Source organism: Pseudomonas sp. NPDC086251 (genome assembly GCF_044746405.1).
Classification (GTDB): Bacteria; Pseudomonadota; Gammaproteobacteria; order Pseudomonadales; family Pseudomonadaceae; genus Aquipseudomonas.
Genome location: NZ_JBIVBY010000011.1, coordinates 125,651 through 148,986 on the forward strand (window position 1 = coordinate 125,651; position 23,336 = coordinate 148,986).

General features: G+C 61.2%; 22 protein-coding genes. 14 read left to right on the top strand and 8 right to left on the bottom strand.

The features are described from left to right. Positions 1–112 precede the first annotated feature (112 nt). Both amn and ACIPL2_RS15315 read left to right on the top strand, forming a co-directional pair. On the top strand, positions 113–1,612 hold the full coding sequence (gene amn, locus ACIPL2_RS15310; protein WP_178114332.1) for an AMP nucleosidase: 1,500 nt from the start codon (positions 113–115) through the stop codon (positions 1,610–1,612). A gap of 70 nt (positions 1,613–1,682) precedes the next feature. Further along, positions 1,683–2,318, top strand: a complete 636-nt coding sequence (locus ACIPL2_RS15315; protein ID WP_401357640.1) for a pseudouridine synthase — start codon at positions 1,683–1,685, stop codon at positions 2,316–2,318. Here ACIPL2_RS15315 and ACIPL2_RS15320 read toward each other — a convergent pair. Both ACIPL2_RS15320 and ACIPL2_RS15325 read right to left on the bottom strand, forming a co-directional pair. Continuing rightward, the gene (locus ACIPL2_RS15320) at positions 2,313–2,522 is read right to left on the bottom strand and encodes a DUF2788 domain-containing protein (RefSeq protein ID WP_007937369.1); all 210 of its coding nucleotides are present in this window, start codon (positions 2,520–2,522) and stop codon (positions 2,313–2,315) included. The genes ACIPL2_RS15315 and ACIPL2_RS15320 overlap by 6 nt on opposite strands. Positions 2,523–2,737: 215 nt before the next feature. Continuing rightward, complete coding sequence (locus ACIPL2_RS15325) at positions 2,738–3,217, bottom strand: Lrp/AsnC family transcriptional regulator (protein ID WP_007894448.1); 480 nt, start codon at positions 3,215–3,217, stop codon at positions 2,738–2,740. A 436-nt stretch (positions 3,218–3,653) separates the two neighbouring features. Here ACIPL2_RS15325 and ACIPL2_RS15330 point away from each other — a divergent pair, with 436 nt between their 5' ends. Further along, positions 3,654–4,712 (top strand): DUF6515 family protein, encoded by a 1,059-nt coding sequence (locus ACIPL2_RS15330; RefSeq protein WP_401357641.1) that lies wholly within the window; start codon positions 3,654–3,656, stop codon positions 4,710–4,712. Here ACIPL2_RS15330 and ACIPL2_RS15335 read toward each other — a convergent pair. Together ACIPL2_RS15335 and ACIPL2_RS15340 are read right to left on the bottom strand one after the other, a co-directional pair. Further along, positions 4,709–5,602 carry a cation diffusion facilitator family transporter gene (locus ACIPL2_RS15335; protein WP_401357643.1) on the bottom strand — a complete coding sequence of 298 codons (894 nt, stop codon included), beginning with the start codon at positions 5,600–5,602 and terminating at the stop codon, positions 4,709–4,711. The two genes, ACIPL2_RS15330 and ACIPL2_RS15335, sit on opposite strands and share 4 nt — an antisense overlap. Before the next feature lie 41 nt (positions 5,603–5,643). Then, positions 5,644–6,063 carry a hypothetical protein gene (locus tag ACIPL2_RS15340; RefSeq protein WP_059402075.1) on the bottom strand — a complete coding sequence of 140 codons (420 nt, stop codon included), beginning with the start codon at positions 6,061–6,063 and terminating at the stop codon, positions 5,644–5,646. Positions 6,064–6,426: 363 nt separating this feature from the next. Between ACIPL2_RS15340 and hrpB the strand changes: the two genes are divergently transcribed. Further along, on the top strand, positions 6,427–8,946 hold the full coding sequence (gene hrpB / locus ACIPL2_RS15345) for an ATP-dependent helicase HrpB (protein WP_401357645.1): 2,520 nt from the start codon (positions 6,427–6,429) through the stop codon (positions 8,944–8,946). A gap of 108 nt (positions 8,947–9,054) precedes the next feature. Here the strand turns inward: hrpB and ACIPL2_RS15350 are convergent, their stop codons facing one another. Then, on the bottom strand, positions 9,055–9,969 hold the full coding sequence (locus tag ACIPL2_RS15350; RefSeq protein WP_401357646.1) for a LysR substrate-binding domain-containing protein: 915 nt from the start codon (positions 9,967–9,969) through the stop codon (positions 9,055–9,057). A 227-nt stretch (positions 9,970–10,196) separates the two neighbouring features. On the opposite strand from ACIPL2_RS15350, the gene ACIPL2_RS15355 reads away from it, so the two are divergent. The 5 genes from ACIPL2_RS15355 to ACIPL2_RS15375 all read left to right on the top strand — a co-directional run bounded on the left by ACIPL2_RS15355 (position 10,197) and on the right by ACIPL2_RS15375 (position 16,103). Beyond that, positions 10,197–11,690 carry an aldehyde dehydrogenase gene (locus ACIPL2_RS15355; protein WP_401357717.1) on the top strand — a complete coding sequence of 498 codons (1,494 nt, stop codon included), beginning with the start codon at positions 10,197–10,199 and terminating at the stop codon, positions 11,688–11,690. A 31-nt stretch (positions 11,691–11,721) separates the two neighbouring features. Next, entirely contained in the window at positions 11,722–13,092 is a 1,371-nt protein-coding gene (locus tag ACIPL2_RS15360) for an aspartate aminotransferase family protein (protein ID WP_401357647.1), read from the top strand. A gap of 384 nt (positions 13,093–13,476) precedes the next feature. Next, positions 13,477–14,466, top strand: coding sequence for an ABC transporter substrate-binding protein (locus ACIPL2_RS15365; RefSeq protein ID WP_401357648.1), 990 nt, complete (start codon positions 13,477–13,479; stop codon positions 14,464–14,466). A gap of 9 nt (positions 14,467–14,475) precedes the next feature. Further along, a complete protein-coding gene (locus ACIPL2_RS15370) occupies positions 14,476–15,279 on the top strand; it encodes an ABC transporter permease (RefSeq protein WP_401357649.1) in 804 nt (267 codons plus the stop codon). Further along, entirely contained in the window at positions 15,267–16,103 is an 837-nt protein-coding gene (locus ACIPL2_RS15375) for an ABC transporter ATP-binding protein (protein WP_401357651.1), read from the top strand. The genes ACIPL2_RS15370 and ACIPL2_RS15375 overlap by 13 nt, the downstream gene beginning before the upstream one ends. Before the next feature lie 126 nt (positions 16,104–16,229). Here ACIPL2_RS15375 and ACIPL2_RS15380 read toward each other — a convergent pair whose 3' ends face one another. Together ACIPL2_RS15380 and ACIPL2_RS15385 are read right to left on the bottom strand one after the other, a co-directional pair. Next, on the bottom strand, positions 16,230–17,309 hold the full coding sequence (locus tag ACIPL2_RS15380) for an endonuclease/exonuclease/phosphatase family protein (RefSeq protein WP_401357652.1): 1,080 nt from the start codon (positions 17,307–17,309) through the stop codon (positions 16,230–16,232). Between the two features lie 66 nt (positions 17,310–17,375). Continuing rightward, positions 17,376–18,050, bottom strand: coding sequence for a YciC family protein (locus ACIPL2_RS15385; protein ID WP_401357654.1), 675 nt, complete (start codon positions 18,048–18,050; stop codon positions 17,376–17,378). A 178-nt stretch (positions 18,051–18,228) separates the two neighbouring features. On the opposite strand from ACIPL2_RS15385, the gene ACIPL2_RS15390 reads away from it, so the two are divergent. From ACIPL2_RS15390 to ACIPL2_RS15400, 3 genes are all read left to right on the top strand, one after another. Next, positions 18,229–18,990 carry a DUF2076 domain-containing protein gene (locus ACIPL2_RS15390; RefSeq protein WP_401357656.1) on the top strand — a complete coding sequence of 254 codons (762 nt, stop codon included), beginning with the start codon at positions 18,229–18,231 and terminating at the stop codon, positions 18,988–18,990. A gap of 138 nt (positions 18,991–19,128) precedes the next feature. Beyond that, entirely contained in the window at positions 19,129–19,608 is a 480-nt protein-coding gene (locus tag ACIPL2_RS15395) for an NYN domain-containing protein (RefSeq protein ID WP_059402065.1), read from the top strand. A 22-nt stretch (positions 19,609–19,630) separates the two neighbouring features. Continuing rightward, a complete protein-coding gene (locus ACIPL2_RS15400; RefSeq protein WP_059402064.1) occupies positions 19,631–20,242 on the top strand; it encodes a PolC-type DNA polymerase III in 612 nt (203 codons plus the stop codon). Between the two features lie 124 nt (positions 20,243–20,366). Here the strand turns inward: ACIPL2_RS15400 and ACIPL2_RS15405 are convergent, their stop codons facing one another. Continuing rightward, positions 20,367–20,819 (bottom strand): Lrp/AsnC family transcriptional regulator, encoded by a 453-nt coding sequence (locus tag ACIPL2_RS15405; RefSeq protein WP_401357657.1) that lies wholly within the window; start codon positions 20,817–20,819, stop codon positions 20,367–20,369. Between the two features lie 163 nt (positions 20,820–20,982). Between ACIPL2_RS15405 and yedA the strand changes: the two genes are divergently transcribed. Together yedA and ACIPL2_RS15415 are read left to right on the top strand one after the other, a co-directional pair. Further along, positions 20,983–21,909 carry a drug/metabolite exporter YedA gene (gene yedA / locus ACIPL2_RS15410; protein ID WP_401357658.1) on the top strand — a complete coding sequence of 309 codons (927 nt, stop codon included), beginning with the start codon at positions 20,983–20,985 and terminating at the stop codon, positions 21,907–21,909. 65 nt (positions 21,910–21,974) lie between these two features. After that, on the top strand, positions 21,975–23,309 hold the full coding sequence (locus ACIPL2_RS15415; RefSeq protein ID WP_401357659.1) for a DEAD/DEAH box helicase: 1,335 nt from the start codon (positions 21,975–21,977) through the stop codon (positions 23,307–23,309). Positions 23,310–23,336: the final 27 nt, after the last annotated feature.

The following is a 23,336-nucleotide window of genomic DNA, read 5'->3' on the forward strand; positions in this document are numbered from 1 at the left end:
CCGCCTTCGCGAGCAAGTCGAATCGTCGCACCGCCGCTCCCACATTGGATCTGCGGTGGACTTGGGATTTGTGTCGCCATCGCTGTTCCCGTGAAGCGATGTTGCAGGCAAGATGAAGCTCTGCAAGTCAGAACACAGGATGCTGATCGTGACCGAAGCTTTTATTGTCGTTCAAACCGCCGAGCAAGCCGTGGATCGGCTTGCGCTCTTGCACAATCGTGCAACCACCGCGCTGAACCAGGCGCTCAAGCGTTACCTCAAGGATCGTGTCGAGCCGGACGCCGAACAGCGTGCGATGTTTCGCTATCCCGAACTGCGTCTGACCTACCATTGCCAGGGCGAAGTCCCACAGACCACGCGTGCCTACGCCAAGGTTCAGCTGCCGGGGACCTACAGCGTCACCGTCACCCATCCGGCCGCGTTCCGTAAATACCTGCTGGAACAGCTGGTGCCGTTGATGCACGACTTCACCGTGACCGTGGAAGTCGGCGTCAGCCAGCAGAACATTCCTTATCCGTACGTGGTCGAGCAGGGCGATGAGCTGGCCGGCTCCGGCGTGACCGCCGCCGTGCTGGCGCGGGTGTTCCCGAGTACCGACCTGTCGGCCGCGACCGATGGCATTGCCGATGGTCTGTACGATTGGGAAAACACCGATCCGCTGCCGCTGGCCCTGTTCGATGCGGCGCGAGTGGATTTCTCCCTGCGCCGATTGGTGCATTACACCGGCAGCGACTGGCGTCATGTGCAGCCGTGGATTCTGCTGACCAACTATCACCGTTATGTCGACCAGTTCATCGTTCACGGTCTTGAGCAATTGCGCAGCGACCCGCGCTTCGTGCGCATGGTGTTGCCGGGCAACGTGATCATCGAAAAGAGCATGGACCACGGCGAAGCCTCGGCGATTGCCGCGGGCGTGGTCTGGCACCGTTATCAAATGCCGGCTTATCACCTGATCGCCAGCGATGGCCACGGCGTGACGCTGGTGAACATCGGCGTCGGCCCGTCCAACGCCAAGAACATCACCGATCACCTGGCCGTGCTGCGTCCGCACTGCTGGCTGATGATCGGTCACTGCGGCGGTTTGCGTCAGTCGCAGACCATTGGCGACTATGTACTGGCTCACGCCTACATGCGCCGCGACGGGATTCTTGACCGTGTCGTGCCGCCGAACATTCCGATCCCGGCCCTGGCTGAAGTGCAGATGGCCTTGCAGCAAGCGGCGGCCAATATCACCGGCGAGAAGGGTGACGAACTGAAGAAACGCCTGCGCACCGGCACCGTGCTGACCTACGATGACCGTAACTGGGAATTGCGCTGGGCTCAGGAACGTCCGCTGATCAACCTGTCTCGCGCCGTGGCGGTGGACATGGAAAGCGGCACCATCGCCGCGCAAGGTTATCGTTTGCGGGTGCCTTACGGCACGTTGCTCTGCGTGTCGGACAAACCGCTGCACAGCGAAATCAAGCTGCCGGGCTCGGCCAACGCCTTCTATGAGCGCGCGGTCAGCCAGCACTTGAAGATCGGCATCGAGGCGGTGGACCTGTTGCGCACCGAACTCAACTCGTTGCACTCGCGCAAACTGCGCAGCTTCGACGAGCCGCCGTTCCGCTGATAGTGGTCATGGTCATTTGGCGGTCAGGGCACTAGCATTAGCAGCCCTGACCGCTAGATGTTCACATCCCATGTCCCGTCCGCCACGTCCCGTTTCCCGCCGCCCTGGCGCGGATAGCCCGAAACCAGCGCCACGCCGAGTCGCCAAGGCGCCGCCGGCCGAGCCGAAGCTGATCCTGTTCAACAAACCGTTCGATGTGCTGACGCAGTTCAGCGACGGTGAAGGGCGGGCGACGCTCAAGGATTTCATAGAGATTCCCGGGATTTACCCGGCCGGGCGGCTGGACCGTGACAGTGAAGGGTTGCTGCTGTTGACCAACGACGGCCAGCTTCAGGCGCGCATCGCCGACCCCAAGCACAAACTGGCCAAGACCTATTGGGTGCAGGTCGAAGGCGAGCCGAGCGCCGAGCAGCTGCAGCGCTTGCGCGATGGCGTGGAGCTGAACGACGGCATGACCTTGCCGGCCGAGGCGCGGCAGCTCGAAGAGCCTGAGTTGTGGCCGCGTAACCCACCGGTGCGCTTTCGCAAAACCGTGCCGACCTGCTGGCTGGAACTGATCATTCGCGAAGGGCGCAACCGTCAGGTACGGCGCATGACCGCAGCGGTTGGCTTGCCCACGTTGCGCCTGGTGCGGGTCAGAATCGGCGACTGGTCGATCGAAGGGCTCGATCAGGGTCAGTGGAAGGAAGTGCCGGCGCGGTTATAACGTGCCGGACTCGATCAGGCCGATGACCACGCTTTTGATCACAAATGCAGCGACGCCCAGACCCAGCACAAAGAATAGGATGAAAGAACCAAAGCGTCCGGCTTTGGATTTCTTCGCCAGATCCCAGACGATGAAACCCATGAAAATGATCAGGATGCTGACCAGACCGGTCATCATCCACTCTTCAAATACTGCAGGATCCATTGAACATCTCCAGCGCGGGCGGGGCTAAAAGGGCGCGGGGAGTATACGGCACGGCGAGAGGGTCGGGCATTGACCTGCGGCAGTGTGCCGCAGCTATTCGTCGGCTGTGCCGGCCCCTTCGCGGGCGAGCCTCGCTCCTACAGGGTTCGTGTCGAGTCGAAATCCTGTGACCGTCCCCAATTCTGTAGGAGCGAGGCTTGCCCGCGAAGGCGTCTTCAGCTACGCAAATGAGTCAACGGCAGCTCAGTGCTGTTGAGCACCTGGTTCAACACAAAACTCGACCGCACGCTCGTCACCCCTTCAATCCGTGTCAGGTGCCCCAGCAGCAACTTCTGATAATGGTCCATATCCGGCACCACCACCTTGAGCTGATAATCGGCGTCCATCCCCGTCACCAGGCTGCATTCGAGCACCTGCGGCAATGTCCGGATCGCCGCTTCGAAGTTCTCGAAACGCTCCGGCGTATGCCGGTCCATGCCGATCAGTACGTAAGCCGTCAGGCTCAGGCCAAGCATTTTGCGGTCGAGCAGGGCGACCTGGCGGGTGATGTAGCCGTCGTCTTCCAGTTGTTTGACCCGGCGCGAGCAGGGCGAGGGCGACAGGCCGATGCGTTCGGCCAGCTCCTGGTTGGAAATGCGCGCGTCACGCTGCAATTCCGCCAAAATGCTCAGGTCGTATCGGTCGAGTTTGCTCATCAATCAGGCCTTTGTCATAACTATTGCGGCAGATTATCTATCCAGGGTTAAAAATTGCGCAAGTGATGTTTATTTCAGCAATCTTCGCAATCCTCTGCCGGCGCCTGCGGCCTATTCTTATCACCAGAATCACTGCTCGGACAAACAGTCCACAGCGGCTCGCCCAATCAGGCCAGCTGCGGTCGCCACCCCCACAGGGGATGTGTCGGCCCCCGAGCTACACACTGTCCAGAAGACGGCGTGAGGTGAGCCGACGTCATAAGCGTCGAGCACGGACGAAGTTCTCAAAGGGAGGCCGACGGGTCTCCCTTTTCTTTTGCCTGCGATTTGTTGCCGGCCCCTCAATAAATAAGTTTCGCGACTGATAACCTGTTGCAGAACCGGCCTGCGCTTTCCCAGTCTTACCTACAGGCCCTAACCCGCAGTGAGGAAAAGCATGAAGTCGCGCATCTGGCGTTTGGCCGGTGTTGGTTTGCTGTGTGTAAGTGTCACTGCGCAATCGCTGGCCGATGAGCCGCAAAACCGTGGTCCCGACGGTGGCCAACATGGCTCGGACGGCCATCAAGGCAATGGTCAGGGGCGTGGCGGCAACAATAATCAGCAGCGCCCGCAAAATAATCAGCCTCCTCAGAACAATCAACCGCGTCAGCAGAACAACGAGATCATTCGGGGCGATAACAGCCGCCAGTTCGAACACAACGGCCAGAATCAGAACGGTGGTCAGTGGCAGAATCGCCAGCAACCCAACTACAACAATCCGGTTCGGTCACCGCCGCCACCGCCGCAACTGCCGGCCAATGACTTGCCGATCCAGGGCCGGCCCGACACCGTGCGCCAGACCCAGCCACCACAGCGTGGTTACTATCAGGATGTGCCGCGGCGCAACGATAACAACCCGCACTGGCAGAACAATGGTCCGCGTCCCGATGACCATCGCTGGGCGGGTCGTCCGGACGGGCACGGAAATGGCTGGGGACCGGGTCCGCAGTACCGGCCCGGCCATGTGATCGATCGCTTCCCGGACCGTGACTACCGCGTGCCGTACCGTGGTCAGGATTACTTCTACTCCGGCGGCTATTGGTATCGCCCGCAAGGTCCGCGGTATGTGGTGGTGCAGCCGCCGCGCGGGATTCGCGTCAGTTATTTGCCCGATTACGCCCGCGAAGTGTGGATCGGCGGTGCGCTGTTGTTCCTCGCGGCCGGTTCGTATTACGCCTATCAGGAGAGCACGCAGGATTACGTCGTGGTCGAGCCGCCGATGCAACAGCAGCCGCAACCGGTCAGCAACAGTTACGACGTGGAGGCGTATCCGGCTAACGGCCAGTCGCCGGAACAGGTCAACCAGGACGGTTACGAGTGCTATCAATACGCGGTGCAGCAGAGTGGCTTCAATCCGCGAACCGCCACCTATCAACCGGACCCGTCGGTGGTTCAAGCCTACCGCCAGGCCCAGGGCAACTGCCTGAGCAGTCGTGGTTATCAGGTGAGCTTCTAAGCCCTGGCGGCTTTCACCACTTCCTGCGGGTCGGCGTGCACCAGCACTTCGGCTCGCGGGTAGGCGGCGTGAATGGCATCGGCGGCCTGATCGCTGATGCCGTGGGCAACTGACAGGGTCAAATGCCCCGGCAATTCCAGGTGCAACTGCACGAACCACTGGTTACCGGAAATCCGCGTGCGCAGGTCATGCGCGCCCAGCACGCCCGGTACGCTGCAGGCCAGTTCGAGCATGTGCTGGCTGACGTCCGGCGGCAGCTCTTCATCCATCAACACGGTAAAACTTTCCCGGGCGATTTGAATGGCGCTCCAGAAAATGTACACGGCGATTCCCATACCAAACCATGGATCTACCTGATGCCAGCCAAACCCGGCGAGCACCAGCGCCACCAGAATGCTGCCGTTGAGCAGCATGTCCGAGCGGTAATGCAGAGAGTCGGCGCGCACGGCATTGGAGCCGGTCGCCTTGACCACGCGATGTTGCAGCATCAGCAACGCCAGGGTCAGCGCCAGGGAGAACACGATCACCCCGATGCTGATCCACGGTGCGCCCACCGGTTCCGGATGTTTCAACCGGTCAACCGCCTGCAAGGCAATCAGCACCGCACTGCCTCCAATGAACAACGCCTGAGCCATGCCTGCCAGCGACTCGGCCTTGCCGTGCCCGTAGCGATGATCATCGTCGGCGGGGCGCAAGGCGTAATGCACGGCCAGCAGGTTGAGCAGCGAGGTGACGCCGTCGAGTGCCGAGTCGGTCAGCCCGGCGAGCATGCTCACCGAACCGCTCAGCCACCAGGCGATGGCTTTGGCGACGATCAGCGTACACGCCACCGCCACCGAGGCGCGCGTCGCCAGCCGCAGCAGGCGGGCGTGTTCGGAGCTGGAAATCATAGGCTCGGCTTGTCCTTTAAGTGTTCCTTCACCGGCACGGATTACGCAGCAGGTTGCAGGCCGAACATGGCCAGTTGCTGGGTGCTGCCCTTGTGCTGGATGAGGCGTGGGTCGTCCAGCGGGAAGCTGCGGCCCAGTTCAGTTTCCAGAATAGTCTGCAGCTTGTGGTTATCGACCTTGCCGTCAGCGCCGATGGCTTCCTTGAGTTTTTCCGGAGCCACTTGTGCAGTCTTGCCCGGTTCGAAGTAAATCGCGCCAGTGGCAAAATCGACCGCAAAAGCGATCAGACCGGGAATGATGTAGAACAGCAGGCCCACGGCATCGAGCACGGCGATGGCCGGGTCGATCTTGCCGTCAATCTGGCCACGGCGATCCGGGTAGAAAATCGATCCGCAGGCGGTCACTTGGGTGAGCAGGGTGGCGACCAAAACACCGCCAATCAGGCGAAAGGGAACACGCATATGAAATCTCCTGAGTCATCTGAATAACGAAGCGTCGTCGATATGAATTAGGACAGCAACGAGCGACAAGCAGTTCGCCGTTATACTCGCGCCTGGCAGGGCGTGCCCACAGTAAATTGCGGCCGCGTCTCACCCCCACTGGAATAATTGAGGATTGACGTTGTTTTTTCCAAATCGACAACGCGTAACGGCTGATCGAGGTTGTCGGGGTTCGGCCCTCCGGGCTGAACCTGTGGGCGTGCCATGCTGCGTTGCGGTACTTGGCAAGGAAACGACCCTTGCCTGCGTCCCGCGCCTTGCCTGGCACCCCCACAGGTTCAACGCGACTCGCAATTTACTGTGGGCACGCCCTGGGGAGCCAGCATGATTTCTTTGCCGATTGATGAAGTTTTACCCGCGCTGCGTGAAGCCTTGGCGACACGCCATGAAGCTGTGCTTGAAGCGCCGCCCGGTGCCGGTAAAACCACCCGTGTTCCACTGGCCTTGCTCAACGAGCCGTGGCTGGCCGGGCAGACGATTCTGATGCTTGAACCGCGCCGGTTGGCGGCGCGTGCAGCCGCGGAGCGCTTGGCCAGTGAACTGGGCGAGAAGGTCGGTGAAACCGTCGGTTACCGGATTCGGCTGGACAGTAAAGTCGGGCCCAATACCCGGATTGAAGTGGTCACCGAGGGCATCCTCACTCGGCGTTTGCAGGACGACCCGGCGCTGGATGGCGTGGGCCTGCTGATCTTCGACGAGTTCCATGAACGCAGTCTCGACGCTGACCTGGCGTTGGCCCTGAGCCTGAATGGCCGGGAGCTGTTTCGTGACGATCAGCCGCTGAAAATCCTCTTGATGTCGGCAACCCTTGAAGGCGAACGCCTGGCCGGTTTGCTTGATGACGCGCCGATCCTGCGCAGCGAGGGCCGCATGTACCCGGTCGCGATGCGCTGGGGGCGGCCGTTTCAACCGGGCGAGTTCATCGAGCCGCGTCTGGTGCAGACCATTCTCGAAGCCCTGAATGATGAGGCCGGCAGCGTGCTGGTATTCCTGCCGGGGCAGGCGGAAATCCGTCGGGTGCATCAGCAACTGGCCGATGCGTTGGGCGAGAGCACGCAGGTGTTGCTCTGCCCGTTGCACGGTGAGCTGGATTTGGCGGCGCAACGTGCGGCGATCGATCCGGCACCGGCGGGCAAACGCAAAGTGGTGCTGGCGACCAACATTGCCGAGACCAGCCTGACCATCGACGGCGTGCGCGTGGTGATCGATGCCGGGTTGGCGCGGGTGCCGCGTTTCGACCCGGGCAGCGGCATGACCCGCCTCGACACGCAGCGCATCTCGCGCGCCAGTGCCACTCAGCGTGCGGGCCGGGCAGGGCGACTCGAACCTGGCGTGTGTTATCGCTTGTGGTCGCAGGATCAGCACGAGCAACTGGCGGCCTACGCCAGTGCCGAGATTCTGTCGGCGGACCTTGCCGGCCTGGCGTTGCAACTCGGGCGTTGGGGCGTAACCCCGACGCAGTTGGTGTGGCTCGACGTGCCGCCCGCCGCCGCATATGCCCAGGCTCAGGATTTGCTCGAGCGTTTGGGTGCATTGGACGGCGAGGCGCTGACGCGTCACGGTCAAGCGATGGCCGAGCTGCCGGCGCATCCGCGCATCGCGCATTTGCTGTTGCGGGGGCAGGCGCTCGGGCTTGCGGACATGGCGTGTGATGTCGCGGCACTGCTCGGCGAGCGGGATATTTTGCGTGGCGCCGGGGCGGATCTGCACAGCCGGCTGGTGCTGTTGTCCGGCGAAGAACGCGCCGCACGTGGCGCTCAGGGTGGCGTTCAGCGTGCACGGCAACTGGCACGGCAGTATCGCGGTTATCTGCGCAGCAGAGCGTCGGAGCCGGTCAGCGATCCGGATCATCCGCGTTGGCTCGGCGCATTGTTGGCGCTAGCTTACCCGGATCGGGTCGCCCAGCAACGACGGGCCGGTGGCGCGGAATATCGACTGGCCAATGGTCGTGCGGCGCTGTTCGCCGAAGCCGACAGTTTGATGAAACAGCCCTGGCTGGTGATCGCCGATCTCGGCAGCCGTCAGGGCCAGCGTGAGGAACGGATTTACCTGGCGGCGGATTTCGATCCGGCGTTGTTTGATTCGGTGCTGGCCGAGCAAGTGCGCATGGTCGATCAGCTGGATTGGGACGAGCGCGAAGGCGTGTTACGGGCCGAGCGGCAGCGCAAGGTCGGGGAGTTGATCCTCAGCCGCGAACCGTTGACCGGGCTTGATGAAACGGCGCGCAGTCAGGCGCTGGTGAATCTGGTGCGGCGTAAAGGCCTGGAGCTGTTGCCGTGGACACCGGAGTTGCGCCAGTGGCAGGCGCGGGTGGCGTTGTTGCGGCAGTTGGACCTTGGCGGCAAGGGTGAGAGTGAATGGCCGGATGTCAGCGACGCGGCGTTGCTCAAAAGCCTTGAACACTGGCTGATGCCGTACCTGGGGAAAGTTTCGCGGCTCAGTCACTTCGGTAATCTGGACTTGTCGAGCATCGTCCATAACTTGTTGCCGTGGCCGCTGCCGCAACGGCTGGATGAGCTGGCGCCGCATCATTTGAGCGTGCCGTCGGGGTCGTCGATTCGTCTGGATTACAGCGAGCAGCCGCCGATTCTGGCGGTGCGGTTGCAGGAATTGTTTGGTCTGGCCGAGACGCCGCGAATTGCGGGTGGCCGGCAAGTGGTCAAGCTGCACCTGCTGTCCCCGGCGCGGCGACCCGTGCAGGTGACGCAAGACCTGGCGAACTTCTGGCGCAGCACGTATGCCGAGGTAAAGAAGGATTTGAAGGGGCGGTATCCGAAGCATTACTGGCCGGATGATCCGCTGGTGGCGGAAGCGACGGCGCGGATCAAGCCCCGTAAAAGCTGAGGATCAAAAGATCGCAGCCTCGTTTTACTCGACAGCTCCTACAAGAGATACGCGGTAGAGGTAGGAGCTGTCGAGTGAAACGAGGCTGCGATCTTTTGACATTGACGTTCAAGAGCCAGCCTTCGCGGTCAGTTGCTCTCGACAATAATCGGCAAACAACTGCGCCGGTTTGGTCAGTTGCCCGCGCTTGAGCCACGCGGCCACTAGCCCTGAGCCGGTGACGTCTTCGACGATGTCCACGCACACCACTTTCTGGCCGTCATAGGTGCATTCCGAATGCGGCCGGGTGACCAAAATCGAGAAGCCGAACCCTTGGCCGACCATCCCACGCACCATCTCGATCGACGGTGAGCTGAAGGCGATGTTCGGCGTCAGCTGCAACTCTTCGAACAGGCTGACAAAGTAGGTCCGGCTCGGTTGTACGTCGAGCAAAATCATTGGCTCCAGGCACAGGTCGCGCAGCGACACTTGCTTCAACTGAGCAAAGCGATGATCCGCCGGCAGCAACGCATAAGGCCGTTGCGCGGGCATCAGCGGTTCGGTCTGGATGGTGGCGTCGAGGTCGTGCTCGTACAGGATGGCAAAGTCGAAGGTGCCCGACGTCAGGCCTTGCACCAGCTCTTGCTGCTCGCCGTCACGGATGCGGATTTTCACCCCTGGATACAGCGCCGAGAATCCGGCAATCAGCTGCGGCAGGTACAGCGGCGCGACGGTTTCGAAGCAGCCGATATCGATTTGCCCAGCTACCACGTCGTTGTCGGCCAGGGCGTTCTGTTCGAACTCCTTGGCCATGCGCAGCAGTTCCTGGGCCTTGCGGTAGAAGCGCGCGCCGCTGGGAGTCAAGGACACGCCTTGGGCGTGATGGCGGATCAGCAGTTGCACGCCGAAGCTGTCTTCCAGGCCTTTGATTGCCGTGGAGATGGCGGGTTGAGCGATGTACAGCTTGCGCGACGCTTCGGCGACGCTGCCGCACTCGACGGTGGTGATGAAGTACTTCAATTGACGCAGGTTGTAGGCAGCCACGGCAAACCTCGGGGTGGATGATGTCGACATCCAAGCAAATTGCGAGCCGCCCGCATCCGTTCTGACGACGGTGTTTTTATGCCTGAACAATAGACCTTATGCGGCTCGACTGGGGAAATGGGCTGCCCAGTTTTTTCATCGTCTGCGAAGACATTTTTACTATTTTTCCTCGACACAGGCCTGGGCCACCATCCAAAACACAAGAAAAGCCCATGGAGCATCTGAACGTGTTCGAGCTTGCATACTGGCAAAACAAGGCCGCTGCGCTGCAGTTTCCCGATCAAGCCGTGATCGCTGGCAAACCCTGTTTGGCGCAGTCGGGGCAAACCTTTGCCGCGATCAACCCCGCCACCGGCCAATGCCTGGCGAATGTCGCGGCGTGCGGCGCGGAAGACGTGGACGCGGCGGTGCGCAATGCGCGGCAGGTGTTCGAGGCCGGCAGCTGGTCGGCGCGCTCGCCTGGTGAGCGCAAGCAAGTGCTGTTGCGTTTGGCCGATCTGATCATGGCCAATCGCGAAGAACTGGCGCTGCTCGATTCGCTGAACATGGGCAAACCGGTGATGGATGCCTACAACATCGATGTGCCGGGCGCCGCCGGGGTGTTTCGCTGGTACGCCGAAAGCCTCGACAAACTCTATGACCAGATCGCCCCCAGTGCGCAGAACGTGCTGGCGACCATCACCCGCGAAGCGCTCGGTGTGGTGGCGGCGGTGGTGCCGTGGAATTTCCCGCTGGACATGGCCGCCTGGAAACTCGGTCCTGCGTTGGCGGCGGGGAATTCGGTGATCCTCAAACCGGCCGAGCAGTCACCGTTTTCCGCCCTGCGCCTGGCCGAGCTGGCGCTGGAAGCCGGCTTGCCGGCGGGCGTACTCAACGTGCTGCCGGGGCTCGGCGAGCAGACCGGCAAAGCGCTGGGTTTGCACCCGGATGTCGATTGCCTGGTGTTCACCGGCTCCACCGAAGTCGGCAAATATTTCATGCAGTACTCGGCGCAATCGAACCTCAAACAGGTGTGGCTGGAGTGCGGCGGCAAGAGTGCGAACCTGGTGTTCGCCGATTGTCAGGACCTTGATCTAGCCGCAGAAAAAGCGGCGTTCGGGATCTTCTTCAACCAGGGCGAAGTCTGCTCGGCCAACTCGCGATTGCTGGTGCAGCGCTCGATCCATGATGAGTTCGTCGAACGCCTCAAGGCGCAGGCCGAACGTTGGCAGCCGGGCGATCCACTGGACCCGTCAAGCCGCGCCGGGGCCATCGTCGACAGCCGCCAGACCGCGCACATCATGAAGTTCATCCAGCAGGCCGAGCGCCAAGGCGCGACGAAGGTGTGCGGCGGCCGGCAGTCGATTTTCAATGGGTCCGATAACTTCATTCAGCCGACGATGTTCACGCACGTCAGCCCGCACATGCCGCTGTTTCGCGACGAGGTCTTCGGGCCGGTGCTGGCGATCACCGCGTTCGATGACGAGGCCCACGCCTTGCAACTGGCCAACGACAGCGTCTACGGTTTGGCTGCCTCGCTGTGGACCGACGACCTCAATCGCGCCCACCGCGTAGCGCGGCAACTGCGCGCGGGCACGGTGTCGGTCAACAGCGTCGATGCGCTTGATGTGACCGTGCCGTTTGGTGGCGGCAAACAGTCCGGTTTCGGCCGTGACTTGTCGCTGCACTCATTCGATAAATACACCCAGTTGAAGACCACCTGGTTTCAACTGCGCTCATAACAGCCGCTAATAACAAAACGGAGAACTGGCGATGACCACACCACGTGAAACCCGCGACTACCAGGCCGCCGATGCTGCGCACCACATCCATGCGTTCGTCGATCAAAAGGCGCTCAACGAAGAAGGGCCTCGGGTGATGGTCCGGGGCGAGCGCCTGCACCTGTGGGACAACGATGGTCGGCGTTACCTCGACGGCATGTCCGGGTTGTGGTGCACCAACCTCGGTTATGGCCGCAAGGATTTGGCCGCTGCGGCGACTCAACAGCTGGAGCAGTTGCCGTACTACAACATGTTTTTCCACACCACCCACCCGCAGGTGATCGAACTCTCGGAGTTGCTGTTCAGCCTGTTGCCAGGGCACTACAGCCACGCGATCTACACCAACTCCGGCTCCGAAGCCAACGAGGTATTGATCCGCACCGTGCGGCGTTACTGGCAGGTGCTTGGCAAGCCCGAGAAGAAAATCATGATCGGTCGCTGGAACGGTTACCACGGCTCGACCCTGGCGGCGACGGCGCTCGGTGGCATGAAGTTCATGCATCAAATGGGCGGCATGCTGCCGGACATCGAACACATCGACGAGCCGTATTTCTTTGCGCACGAGGGCAACCTGACGCCGGCTGAATTCGGCTTGCGAGCCGCGCAGCAACTGGAAGCGAAAATTCTCGAACTCGGCGCCGACAAGGTTGCAGGCTTCATCGCCGAACCGTTCCAGGGCGCTGGCGGAATGATCTTTCCGCCCGAGAGTTACTGGCCGGAAATCCAGCGGATCTGTCGTCAATACGACGTGCTGTTGTGCGCCGACGAAGTGATCGGTGGCTTCGGTCGCACCGGCGAATGGTTCGCCCACGAGCACTTTGGTTTCGAGCCGGACACCTTGTCGATCGCCAAGGGTTTGACCTCGGGCTACATCCCCATGGGCGGGTTGATCCTGTCGAAGAAAATGGCCCAGGTGCTGGTGGAGCAGGGCGGGGTATTTGCCCACGGCCTGACTTATTCCGGGCACCCGGTAGCGGCGGCGGTGGCGATTGCCAACCTCAAGGCGTTGCGTGATGAAGGGGTGGTGACGCGGGTCAAGGATGACATCGGGCCGTACCTGCAACAGTGCTTGCGCGAGGTGTTCGGCAACCACCCGTTGGTGGGCGATATTCAGGGTGTCGGGATGGTGGCGGCGTTGCAGTTGGCCGAGGACAAAAGCACTCGCAAGCGCTTTGCAAACGAGAACGATATCGCCTGGCGCTGCCGCACGATTGGCTTCGAGGAAGGGGTGATTATTCGCTCGACGCTGGGGCGGATGATCATGGCGCCGGCGTTGATTGCCAGTCGTGAAGAGGTGGATGAACTGGTTGGCAAGACCCTCAAGGCGGTGGATCGTACGGCGCAGGAATACGGCCGGCTTTGATTTTGTAGCGCTCTAGCGGGCCTCTTCGCGAGCAAGCCCGCTCCCACATTTGACCGTGTCCAACATAAGAATGCGGTCAAATGTGGGAGCGGGCTTGCTCGCGAATGCTATGGCCGATTTAACACACATTTGATGTCTTGCACCCACTCCGTGCACCCCCGCCAACCCCGCCCTTTTCCGGCGCACGCTAACCAGTTTTTTCATCTCTCCCATCGACATATTTCCTAATTTTCCTAATCCCCGCCGTGGGCCAACATCGACCTCGCCAGTCAGCCAAACGCTGACCACCGAAAGGTCCCTCAGAGACCACCGGTTGCTTCTGCTCCAAGGCCACTGGCCGTACTGCCCATGACAAAACTAAATCAACAGCTTTGGGAGTGCTCCATGATCAAGTCCTTGCTGAACTGCATCACTCATCCACTGGCGGTCACCGCCATCGCCGCGACGGTCGCCACCAGCGCCCAGGCCGGCACCCTGTCCATCGGTCACACCACGTGGGTCGGCTACGGCACACTCTACCTCGCCCAGGACCTGGGCTACTTCAAGGAAAACGGTTTGACCGTCGAGTTGCCGGTGGTTGAAGAAGCCTCGATGTACATGGCCGCTCAGGCGTCAGGCGAATTGTCGGGCTCGGCGTCGACCATCGACGAAGTGCTCAAGTACCGCCCGCAATTCTGCTTCAAGGCGGTGGCCGCGCTGGATGACAGCCACGGTGGCGACGGTGTTCTGGTCGGCAAGGACGTCAAGAGTCTGCAGGAGTTGAAGGGCAAGGCCGTGGCGGTCAACGAAGGGTCGACCTCGCAGTTCTGGCTGTCTTACCTGCTGAAAAAACACGGCATGACCATGAGCGACATCACCGTGCAGAACATGACGGCTGACGACGCCGCCACTGCGTTCATCGCCGGTCGGGTGCCGGCCGCCGTCACTTGGGAGCCGCATCTGTCGATGGTGCGCAGCAAGCAACTAGGCAAGGTGTTGATCGACAGCAGCAGCACGCCGGGGGTCATCGTCGACGTGGTGGCGCTCAACTGCACGGTGATCGAGAAGCAGCCGGAAGACGTCAAGGCGTTGGTGACGGGTTTGTATAAAGCCGTCCAGTACACCAAGGACCACCCGGAAGAAGCCTACAAAATCATGGCCAAAGGTGTTGGTGGCTACCTCGCCGATCCGAAGGAACTGGCCGCCGCCGCGCAAGGCGTGCGCTTCTACGATCAGGCCATGAGCGAAAAACTCCTCGGTTCGCCGGGCAAGCCGGGCGACAGCGAACCACTGATCAAACTGGCCAACGAGACCGCCAGTGAATTGCAGGGCAAACCCTACAACGTCAGCAATGACGACCTGATCGACAACCGCTTCGTCAGCCCGACGCTCTAGGAGGTCCGCATGTTCAAGCGCAATTCATGGCTGAGCCGCTGCATCACACCCAAGACCGGTTTGCCAGTGTCGGTGATCTGGAGTGCAAGCGGGCTGGCGTGGGTCTTGTTGGTCGGCCTGTGGGCCGGGTTGTCCTACGGTGGCGTGGTGCCGGGCATGTTCCTGCCGACACCGGGCGCGGTGGTTGAAGCCGCCGTGCGCCTGAGCCGCGACGGCACCCTCGGCCAGCACGTGTGGGCCAGCGTCGAAGTGGTGATGGTCGGGTTCATCGTCTCGTCGCTGGTGGCGGTGCCGCTGGGGTTGTTGATGGGCAGCTTTCGCATCGTCCAGGCGTTCCTCGAACCGCTGGTCAATTTCATCCGTTACCTGCCGGTGACCTCGTTCGTGCCGCTGTTCATTCTGTGGATCGGTATCGGCCTGGAGCAGCGAGTCTCGGTGATCATCTTCGGGGTGTTTTTCCAGCAACTGGTGATGATCGCGGACGTGTCCAAGGGCATCTCCAAAGACTTGATCAACGCCTCTTACACCTTGGGCTCGAACCGCCGCGACGCGGTGCTGCATGTGATCGCTCCGGCGTCGTTGCCGGGGGTGCTCGACACCTTGCGCGTGACCATGGGCTGGGCCTGGACGTACCTGGTGGTGGCCGAACTGGTCGCGGCTTCCAGCGGCCTGGGTTACTTGAGCCTCAAAGCCATGCGCGGCTTTCAAGTGGATGTGATTTTCCTCGCCATCGCGATCATCGGCCTGCTGGGCCTGGTCACCGATCAACTGTTCCGTTTCCTTCGTTTGAGGATCGCCGCATGGGCTCAGTAACCGCCGTCAACCCTCGTTTCGTCACGCCCCAGGCGGCCCCGGTGCAAACTGCGCCACGGCTGCAAGTGGACAAGGTCAGCCTGCGCTATCAGAAACCTGACGGCGGCATGTTCACCGCGCTGGAACAGGTGTCGTTTGAGGTGCCGGATCAGCAATTTGCCGTGTTGGTCGGGCCGTCGGGCTGCGGCAAGTCGAGTTTGCTGTACCTCACTGCCGGTCTGAATGAGCCCACCGAAGGCGAGATTTACGTCGGTGGTCAGCAAGTGCAGGGGCCCGGTGCGGATCGCGGCATGGTGTTCCAGAGCTACACGCTGTTCCCGTGGCTGACCGTGCGCCAGAACGTCGAGTTCGGTCTCAAGCGGCGTGGCATGGCGGCGGCCCAGCGCAAGGAAATCGTCGACTACTACGTCAATGAAGTCGGCCTGACCGGGTTCGCCGACAACTACGCCAAGCAGCTGTCCGGCGGCATGATGCAGCGCGTGGCGATTGCCCGGGCGCTGGCCAATGACCCGCAAATCCTGCTGATGGATGAACCTTTCGGCGCGCTCGACAGCCAGACGCGTTTGCAAATGCAGCAGCTGTTATTGCGGGTCTGGGGCAACAGCAAGAAGACCGTGCTGTTCGTGACCCACGACATCGACGAAGCGATTCTGTTGGGCGACCGGGTCTACGTGATGGGCGCGCGGCCCGGGCGAATCAAGCAGATTCTCGACGTGCCGATCGAACGCCCACGGACCCTGGACATGGTCATGGAGCGCTCGTTCATCGAGATGAAACGCAAGATCTTCGGGCTGCTGCATGACGAGCTGGAGGAGGCGCATTAAGTTGCGCCCAATCCCTGTAGGAGCCGAGCTTGCTCGCGAAGAGGCCGCACATTCAGCATGGAGGTCGGCTGACACACCGCCTTCGCGAGCAAGCTCTGCTCCTACAGGTTTGGCGTTGCGCCGGGGTTAGGGGGCGGCCGGCAACAGGAACCGTGCAATCACCGGCAAATGATCGGAGATCCGCAAGGTATCGTCCTGTCTCACCACCGCTTCGACCCGTTTGATCCGGGTGCTGTAAAACAGGTAGTCGACGGTCCGGTCCGGACCATTCAACCCCGGGTCGTTCGGGTAATGGGTCAGCCAGCGCGCACGGTCAATGCCGCTGGCTTCATTGTTGGTGGGGATCATCGGGTACTTGTCCCACAGCACATGCAACGCGCTGTCGGCGGAGTAGGGCGTGCGTTGCTCGGCCGGCAGGCGTTGATATTGCCCCAGCGGCAACAGGTTGAAGTCGCCGCCGATCAACCACGGCGTACCGCGGCTTTCGTACTTGTCGAGGACTTTGGCCACGGCAGTCACCTGCGCTTGCAGGGTTTCATCGGGCTGGATCACCCGGTCCAGATGAGTGTTGAGCACCGCGATCTGCCCGCCGTCACTCAGGGGCAGGTACGTGACCAACAAGGCGTTTTTCGGTTTGAACTGGCGGCTGATCAGATTGGCCGACGCGACGGGCAATTGCAGGCGCTCGGCGTGTTCGATCTGGTAGCGGCTCAGCGTTGCCAGTTGCCGACCGACGCTGCCGAAGATGTGCGGTTGCGGCACGAAGTCGGCTTTCCAGTCGAAGGCGTGAGCGCTGCACGGATAAAGGTCGGCGAGCCTTTCTTGAAGCAGTTTGATCTGGTTCTGGTAATCGCTGGCCTTGGCGCCGTCATCGAGTTCTTGCAGCAGGACAATGTCCGGTTGCTCATCGCGAATCACCCGCGCCACTTCATCGAGGCTGAACGCCATGTCTTCCGGTGTGGGCTTTTCGTCGCTGCCGGCGGCCAGGTCATTCCAGAATACGTAGCGCTTGCCCGCCAGGTACTGAACGTTCCACGTCATCACTTTCAACGCCTGGCCGGGCACCAGGGTGGGCGCCTGGGCGCTGCAATTGACGGGCAGCACTTCCTTGGCTTCGGGGCGCCAGGTCAGGCTGTAGATCAGCGAGATCAACACGCCGATGACAATCAGCAGGCCCAGCAGGGTGTAGCGCAGTAGACGGGTCATGGCTCGGCTTATAGCGTTACAAAAGATGGCTCCGAGCATAACCGAGAGCTGCGCCGAAGCCCATGGTTAGAGCTGCCCGTCGATTTTCTCGGGGGCGTCGCCGATCAGCATGAACAGGCGGAACAGCACCACGCTGACGAACAGTTGCAGGAAGCTGTGAGCGCTGTCGATCAGCAACGAAATCACCGGGTTCTGCGGCTCGGGGTACACCGCCAGGGTCGCGCCCTTGAGCACCCACAACGGGCCCATCACACAGAGGATGCACACCAGAATGCGCAGGAAATGGCCGCGGGTCAGGCGCAGGCTTTCCTTCATCGCCGCCAGCGGGGCCATGCCGCGCAGCACCAGTAAATACTCGCCAAACGCCAGGGTCACCATCAGCCAGATGCCCGGCAGGAAATACAGCGACAGGCCGATCAGGATCAGCAGCGTATTGAGCGCCGTCAGCACGGCAAAACGCGGCCACAGGTAGGCGGACCTCGACAGCAGGTCGCGGTTGCGCGGCGATTCGCCACGACTGCGAGCATCGAGAAACAGAATCAGCGCGGCGGTGTACAGCGGGTAAATCAACAAGCCGACCATCACGCTGATGCCGGGAAAACTGTCGGGCTCCGTGGAGTGATCGACCACTTGTTGCAACAGCGCCTCCAGAATCACCAACGGCAGGCACAGCCGGACGATCTGGCCCAGATTGCGCTTGAAGAAATACAGAGAGTCACGCAGCACATCGAACGAATTCATCAGTCGGTATCGCAGGTTGGAAGCAGTGGCTCACTTTAACCGATCACGTGCCGGGAGGCGCAAACGTAAACGTTCGGTAAAGAACATTGAAACATCCCGTTTCAGCCTCCATTACGAAGGAGCACCTTATCCACAGTGGATGAGGGCGACGATATTCCCGGCAATCTACGAGGTCGCCATGAACAGCGAAGAACAAACCCTGATCGATGGACTGTTTTCCCGGCTGCAACAGGCCGAAACGGACTCAGCCCCGCGCGACGCCCAGGCCGAGGCGCGGATCAAGGAACACCTGACTCGCCAGCCCGCGGCAGGCTATTTCATGACCCAGGCGATTCTGGTGCAAGAGGCCGCCATCAAGAGCCTCGACCAACAGAACAAGCAACTCACCCAGCAAGTCCAGCAATTGCAGGCCGAACTGCAATCGGCCAAGGCGCAGACCACCGCGCCGGCACCCAGCAGCGGTGGCTTTTTGTCGAGCATCTTCGGCGGTGGTTCCCGCGATCCGCAGCCAGCACCCACCCAAAACGCACCGGCATCGAGCGGTGGCGGCTGGCGTGAACCGGCGCGGCCGTCATTCAATTCGCAGCCGCCACAACAGAACTTTGGTGCAGCGCCACCTCAGCAGAATTACGCGCCGCAACAACCTGCCGGCAGCGGTTTCCTCGGTGGTGCTTTGAAAACCGCAGCGGGCGTGGCCGGTGGCGTGATGCTGGCGCAAGGCATCAGCAGCCTGTTCCATCACAATCAGCAGCCGGAAGTGGTTGAAGTGATCAAGGAAGAACCGGCTCAGGTCAACGATCAGAGCGACAGTGACAAGGGTTGGGGCGACGATCAGCGCGTGGCGGACAACAACGCCAATGATCAGGGCGGCTTCACCGATGCCGACTACAGCGATGACAGCTCATCGTTCTTCGGCGGCGACGACGATTCCTTCGTCTGACACGCCATTCGTCCGGAGCGCCACGGCGCTTCGGGCCGATTATTCGCGGAACAATCCTTAGGGCTGGCATACTGGGCGACTTATCGGGCCTTGGCGCCTGATCCTGCCTGCGCTCCGGCGCGCTAACGAGGATGACCGGTGAAAAAAATCGCAGTGTTCGCCGACGTTCAAAACCTCTATTACACCGTGCGTCAGGCTTATGGTTGCCACTTCAACTATGCCGCGTTGTGGGCTGACATCAGCAAACAGGGCGAGATCGTCGAGGCCTATGCCTACGCGATCGATCGCGGTGACAGCAAACAGCAGCAGTTCCAGCAGATCCTGCGCAACCTCGGTTTCGTCGTGAAGCTCAAGCCTTATATCCAGCGCAGCGATGGCTCGGCCAAGGGCGATTGGGACGTGGGCATCACCCTCGACATCATGGACGCCGCCGATCATGTCGACGAAGTGGTGTTGGCCTCCGGCGACGGTGATTTCGACATGCTGCTGGAGCGCATCATCGCCAAGCACGGGGTGCAAGCGGTGGCTTATGGCGTCCCTGGCTTGACCGCCAACTCGCTGATCCGTGCCGCCAGCCGCTACGTGCCGATCGAAGGCGCGTTGCTGCTCAAGAATTGATTTTTACGGAGTTGAAACAGGTTTGGAACGCATAGCAGTCATCGACTTTGAAACCACCGGGATCTCCCCGAGCAGCAGCTGCCGGGCCACGGAAATTGCCGTGGTGATCCTTGAACAGGGGCGCATCGTCGAGCGTTACCAAAGCCTGATGAACGCCGGCGTGCGCGTGCCAGGCTTCATCGAACAACTCACCGGCATCAGCAACGCCATGCTGCGCACCGCGCCATCGGCCGAGCAAGTGATGAACGAGGTCAACGAGTTCGTCGGCATCACGCCACTGCTGGCCCACAACGCGGCGTTCGACCAGAAGTTCTGGGACTTCGAGTTGGGGCGTATCAAACGCACACGCTTGCAGAACTTTGCCTGCTCGCTGCTACTGGCCCGCCGCTTGATGCCCGCCGCGCCGAACCACAAACTCGGCACCCTCACCACGTTTGCCAACCTGCCGCACACCGGTAAAGCTCACCGGGCGATGGCGGATGCGGAAATGGCGGCGAACCTGACGGCGCATCTGGCGCAGGAATTGCGGCAGAAGCACGGGTTGCGCGAGTTGTCGCATGATCTGTTGGTCAGCTTGCAGAAAGTGCCGGCGGCGAAGATCAATGAGCATCTGAAGCGGCATCGCGGGTTTTAGGAACACCGCAGATCGAGTGTGGGAGCGGGCTTGCTCGCGAAAGCGATTTACCATTCAACATTGATGTCGACTGACACTCCGCTTTCGCGAGCTAGCCCGCTCCCACATTTGATCTCCAGCGCGATTAGATCGCCTTACCTTCCAACTGCCCCAACGGCACGCGTTTCTCTATCGCGCTCGACAGCACGATCGAGGTCTTGCTGAACCCGAACTTGGCAATCCGGTTGATCAACTCTTCCAGCTCCGGCATCGAGCCCACCGCCGCTTGCATGATCACGCACGGATCACCCGTCACCCGGTGACACTCGGTCAACTGTGGGATTTTGATCAGGTCGTCGTAAGCCTTCTGGTTGCCGTGCTGGTTCAGGCGCAGTTCGATCACGCACTGGATTGGCAACCCCAGCTTGGCCATGTCGACCTTCGCCTGATAACCAGTGATCACCCCACAGGCTTCGAGTTTGGCCACGCGCTCGGCCACGGCCGGGGCGGACAGGTTCACTTTGCGCGCCAGGTCAGCGTAGGACGCACGACCGTTTTCCAGTAGGGCGCTGAGGAGCATGCGGTCGTATTTATCCATCGGGGTATTCCTGAAAAGTGGCTGACTTTCGAAAGCACGGTTTATGCCGTAAATCTCCGTGTTTTGAAAAGTGTACCGGCGCTATAAACAGGTTTTGTAACTTATTTTACGCCGCTGGCCTTTCTAGAATAGCGGTTCACTTGTCCTGCCTACGAGCTGCCCAATGCCTGGCTTACGTCGTTTTCCCTTACCGTTGATCGCTGCCTTTTTCGCGTTGTACGTGATTTGGGGCTCGACTTACCTGGTGATTCGCATCGGCGTGGAGTCCTGGCCGCCATTGCTGCTCGCGGGTATCCGCTTCGTCATCGCCGGTTCGTTGATGTATGGCTTCCTGCGTTGGCGCGGGGCGCCGGCACCGACCTGGGCGCAGTGGAAAGCGGCGGGGATCATCGGGATTTTGCTGCTGGCCTGCGGTAATGGCGGGGTGAGCGTGGCTGAACACATGGGCGTGGCCTCCGGTGTGGCGGCGCTGGCGGTGGCGACGGTGCCGCTGTTTACCTTGCTCTGCGGATATTTCTGGGGGGCGCGTAATACCCGTCTCGAATGGGCCGGGATTGCGCTCGGGCTGATCGGTATCGCCATGCTCAACCTCGGTTCCAACCTGCAGTCGAGTCCGCTGGGCGCGTTGTTGCTGGTGTTTGCCGCAGCGTCCTGGGCCTTTGGTTCGGTGTGGAGCAAGCACTTGCCGTTGCCGCAAGGCGCGATGGCCAGTGCCGTGGAAATGCTGGTGGGCGGCGTGGCCCTGTTGATCGGCAGTGCGTTGAGCGGCGAGCACCTGGACCGCGTGCCGCCGATTGAAGGCTGGGCAGCCTTGGCTTATCTGACCTTCTTCGATTCGATCATCGCCTTCAACGCTTATATGTACCTGCTGAAAAACGTGCGTCCGGCGGCAGCGACCAGTTATGCCTACGTCAACCCGGCCGTGGCGGTGTTGCTGGGGATCGTGTTTGTCGGCGAGACCATCGGGATCGAGGAAGCGCTGGCCATGTTGGTGATCATCAGTGCCGTGGTGCTGATCGGATTGCCGCAGTGGCGCCGGGCTCCGGAACGACCTGCTGCGGTGGTGCAGACAGAATCGAGTGTGAATTAGGGTAAACTGCGCGCCATTGCACACTCTTTTTGCACAACCGCGTTGAATTCTCCTACGGTAATCCCATGACTTTCGCCTCCCTTGGCCTGATCGAACCCTTGCTGCGCTCTCTCGAGAAGCTCGGCTACCAGACCCCGACGCCGGTTCAGGCGCAAGCCATCCCGGCGGTGCTGGCCGGTCGCGACCTGATGGCCGCGGCCCAGACCGGCACCGGCAAGACCGCCGGTTTCGCGCTGCCGCTGCTGCAACTGTTGGCCATGGAAGGACCGAAAGTAGCCTCCAACTCGGTACGCGCGCTGATCCTGGTGCCGACCCGTGAGTTGGCCGAACAGGTTCATGAAGCCGTGCGCCAGTACGCCGAAAACCTGCCGTTGAGCACTTACGCGGTGTACGGCGGCGTCAGCATCAACCCGCAAATGATGAAGCTGCGCAAAGGTGTCGACGTGCTGGTGGCGACACCGGGCCGGCTGCTCGACCTGTATCGCCAGAAGGCGCTCAAGTTCAATCAGCTGCAAACCCTGATCCTCGACGAAGCCGATCGCATGCTCGATCTGGGTTTCTCCGAGGAGCTGGGGAACATTTACCGCGTGCTGCCGAAGCAACGCCAGACGCTGTTGTTCTCCGCGACCTTCTCCGACGCGATTCGCTTGCTGGCCGGGCAAATGCTCAACGATCCGTTGAGCATCGAAGTCAGTCCGCGCAACGTGGCCGCCAGCACCGTCAAGCAATGGGTGGTGACGGTGGACAAGAAGCGCAAGCCCGAGCTGTTCGTTCACTTGATGCGCAAGGGCAAATGGAAGCAGGTGCTGGTGTTCGCCAAGACCCGCAACGGCGTGGACGCGCTGGTGGAAAAACTCCAGGGCCTGGGCATCAACGCCGACGGCATCCATGGCGACAAACCGCAGGCGACCCGTCAGCGCGCGCTCGACCGTTTCAAGCTCAGTGAAGTGCAGATCCTGGTCGCCACTGACGTCGCGGCCCGTGGTCTGGATATCGAAGACTTGCCGTTGGTGGTTAACTTCGACCTGCCGATCGTGGCGGAAGACTACATCCACCGCATTGGTCGTACCGGCCGCGCGGGCGCAAGCGGGCAGGCCATTTCGCTGGTGTGCGCCGATGAAGTGAATTTGCTGTCGGCCATCGAGACATTGACCCGTCAGACATTGCCTCGGCAGATGGAGCATGACTTCGAACCTGAGCACCGCGTGCCGGATACCGATGCCAGCGGTCAGGTGGTCAAGAAACCGAAAAAGCCGAAGAAGCCAAAGACCTCCGGTGGCGGTAAGCGCAACCTGGGTAAGTGGGTTGAGAGCGGTGATGCTTCGGCGCCGGAACCTTCGATCAAGCCTGTGCGAAAAGTGCCGGTGTTCAATACCGGACCGCGTAAGAAGAAACCTTGATGAGCTGCGGCGCCTGTTAAGCCGCCT

Bases quoted from the DNA above. Each gene is read 5' to 3' on its own strand.
- amn (WP_178114332.1), top strand. From the start codon at position 113: ATGAAGCTCTGCAAGTCAGAACACAGGATGCTGATCGTGACCGAAGCT.
- ACIPL2_RS15315 (WP_401357640.1), top strand. From the start codon at position 1,683: ATGTCCCGTCCGCCACGTCCCGTTTCCCGCCGCCCTGGCGCGGATAGC.
- ACIPL2_RS15320 (WP_007937369.1), bottom strand. From the start codon at position 2,522: ATGGATCCTGCAGTATTTGAAGAGTGGATGATGACCGGTCTGGTCAGC.
- ACIPL2_RS15325 (WP_007894448.1), bottom strand. From the start codon at position 3,217: ATGAGCAAACTCGACCGATACGACCTGAGCATTTTGGCGGAATTGCAG.
- ACIPL2_RS15330 (WP_401357641.1), top strand. From the start codon at position 3,654: ATGAAGTCGCGCATCTGGCGTTTGGCCGGTGTTGGTTTGCTGTGTGTA.
- ACIPL2_RS15335 (WP_401357643.1), bottom strand. From the start codon at position 5,602: ATGATTTCCAGCTCCGAACACGCCCGCCTGCTGCGGCTGGCGACGCGC.
- ACIPL2_RS15340 (WP_059402075.1), bottom strand. From the start codon at position 6,063: ATGCGTGTTCCCTTTCGCCTGATTGGCGGTGTTTTGGTCGCCACCCTG.
- hrpB (WP_401357645.1), top strand. From the start codon at position 6,427: ATGATTTCTTTGCCGATTGATGAAGTTTTACCCGCGCTGCGTGAAGCC.
- ACIPL2_RS15360 (WP_401357647.1), top strand. From the start codon at position 11,722: ATGACCACACCACGTGAAACCCGCGACTACCAGGCCGCCGATGCTGCG.
- ACIPL2_RS15365 (WP_401357648.1), top strand. From the start codon at position 13,477: ATGATCAAGTCCTTGCTGAACTGCATCACTCATCCACTGGCGGTCACC.
- ACIPL2_RS15370 (WP_401357649.1), top strand. From the start codon at position 14,476: ATGTTCAAGCGCAATTCATGGCTGAGCCGCTGCATCACACCCAAGACC.
- ACIPL2_RS15375 (WP_401357651.1), top strand. From the start codon at position 15,267: ATGGGCTCAGTAACCGCCGTCAACCCTCGTTTCGTCACGCCCCAGGCG.
- ACIPL2_RS15380 (WP_401357652.1), bottom strand. From the start codon at position 17,309: ATGACCCGTCTACTGCGCTACACCCTGCTGGGCCTGCTGATTGTCATC.
- ACIPL2_RS15385 (WP_401357654.1), bottom strand. From the start codon at position 18,050: ATGAATTCGTTCGATGTGCTGCGTGACTCTCTGTATTTCTTCAAGCGC.
- ACIPL2_RS15390 (WP_401357656.1), top strand. From the start codon at position 18,229: ATGAACAGCGAAGAACAAACCCTGATCGATGGACTGTTTTCCCGGCTG.
- ACIPL2_RS15405 (WP_401357657.1), bottom strand. From the start codon at position 20,819: ATGGATAAATACGACCGCATGCTCCTCAGCGCCCTACTGGAAAACGGT.
- yedA (WP_401357658.1), top strand. From the start codon at position 20,983: ATGCCTGGCTTACGTCGTTTTCCCTTACCGTTGATCGCTGCCTTTTTC.
- ACIPL2_RS15415 (WP_401357659.1), top strand. From the start codon at position 21,975: ATGACTTTCGCCTCCCTTGGCCTGATCGAACCCTTGCTGCGCTCTCTC.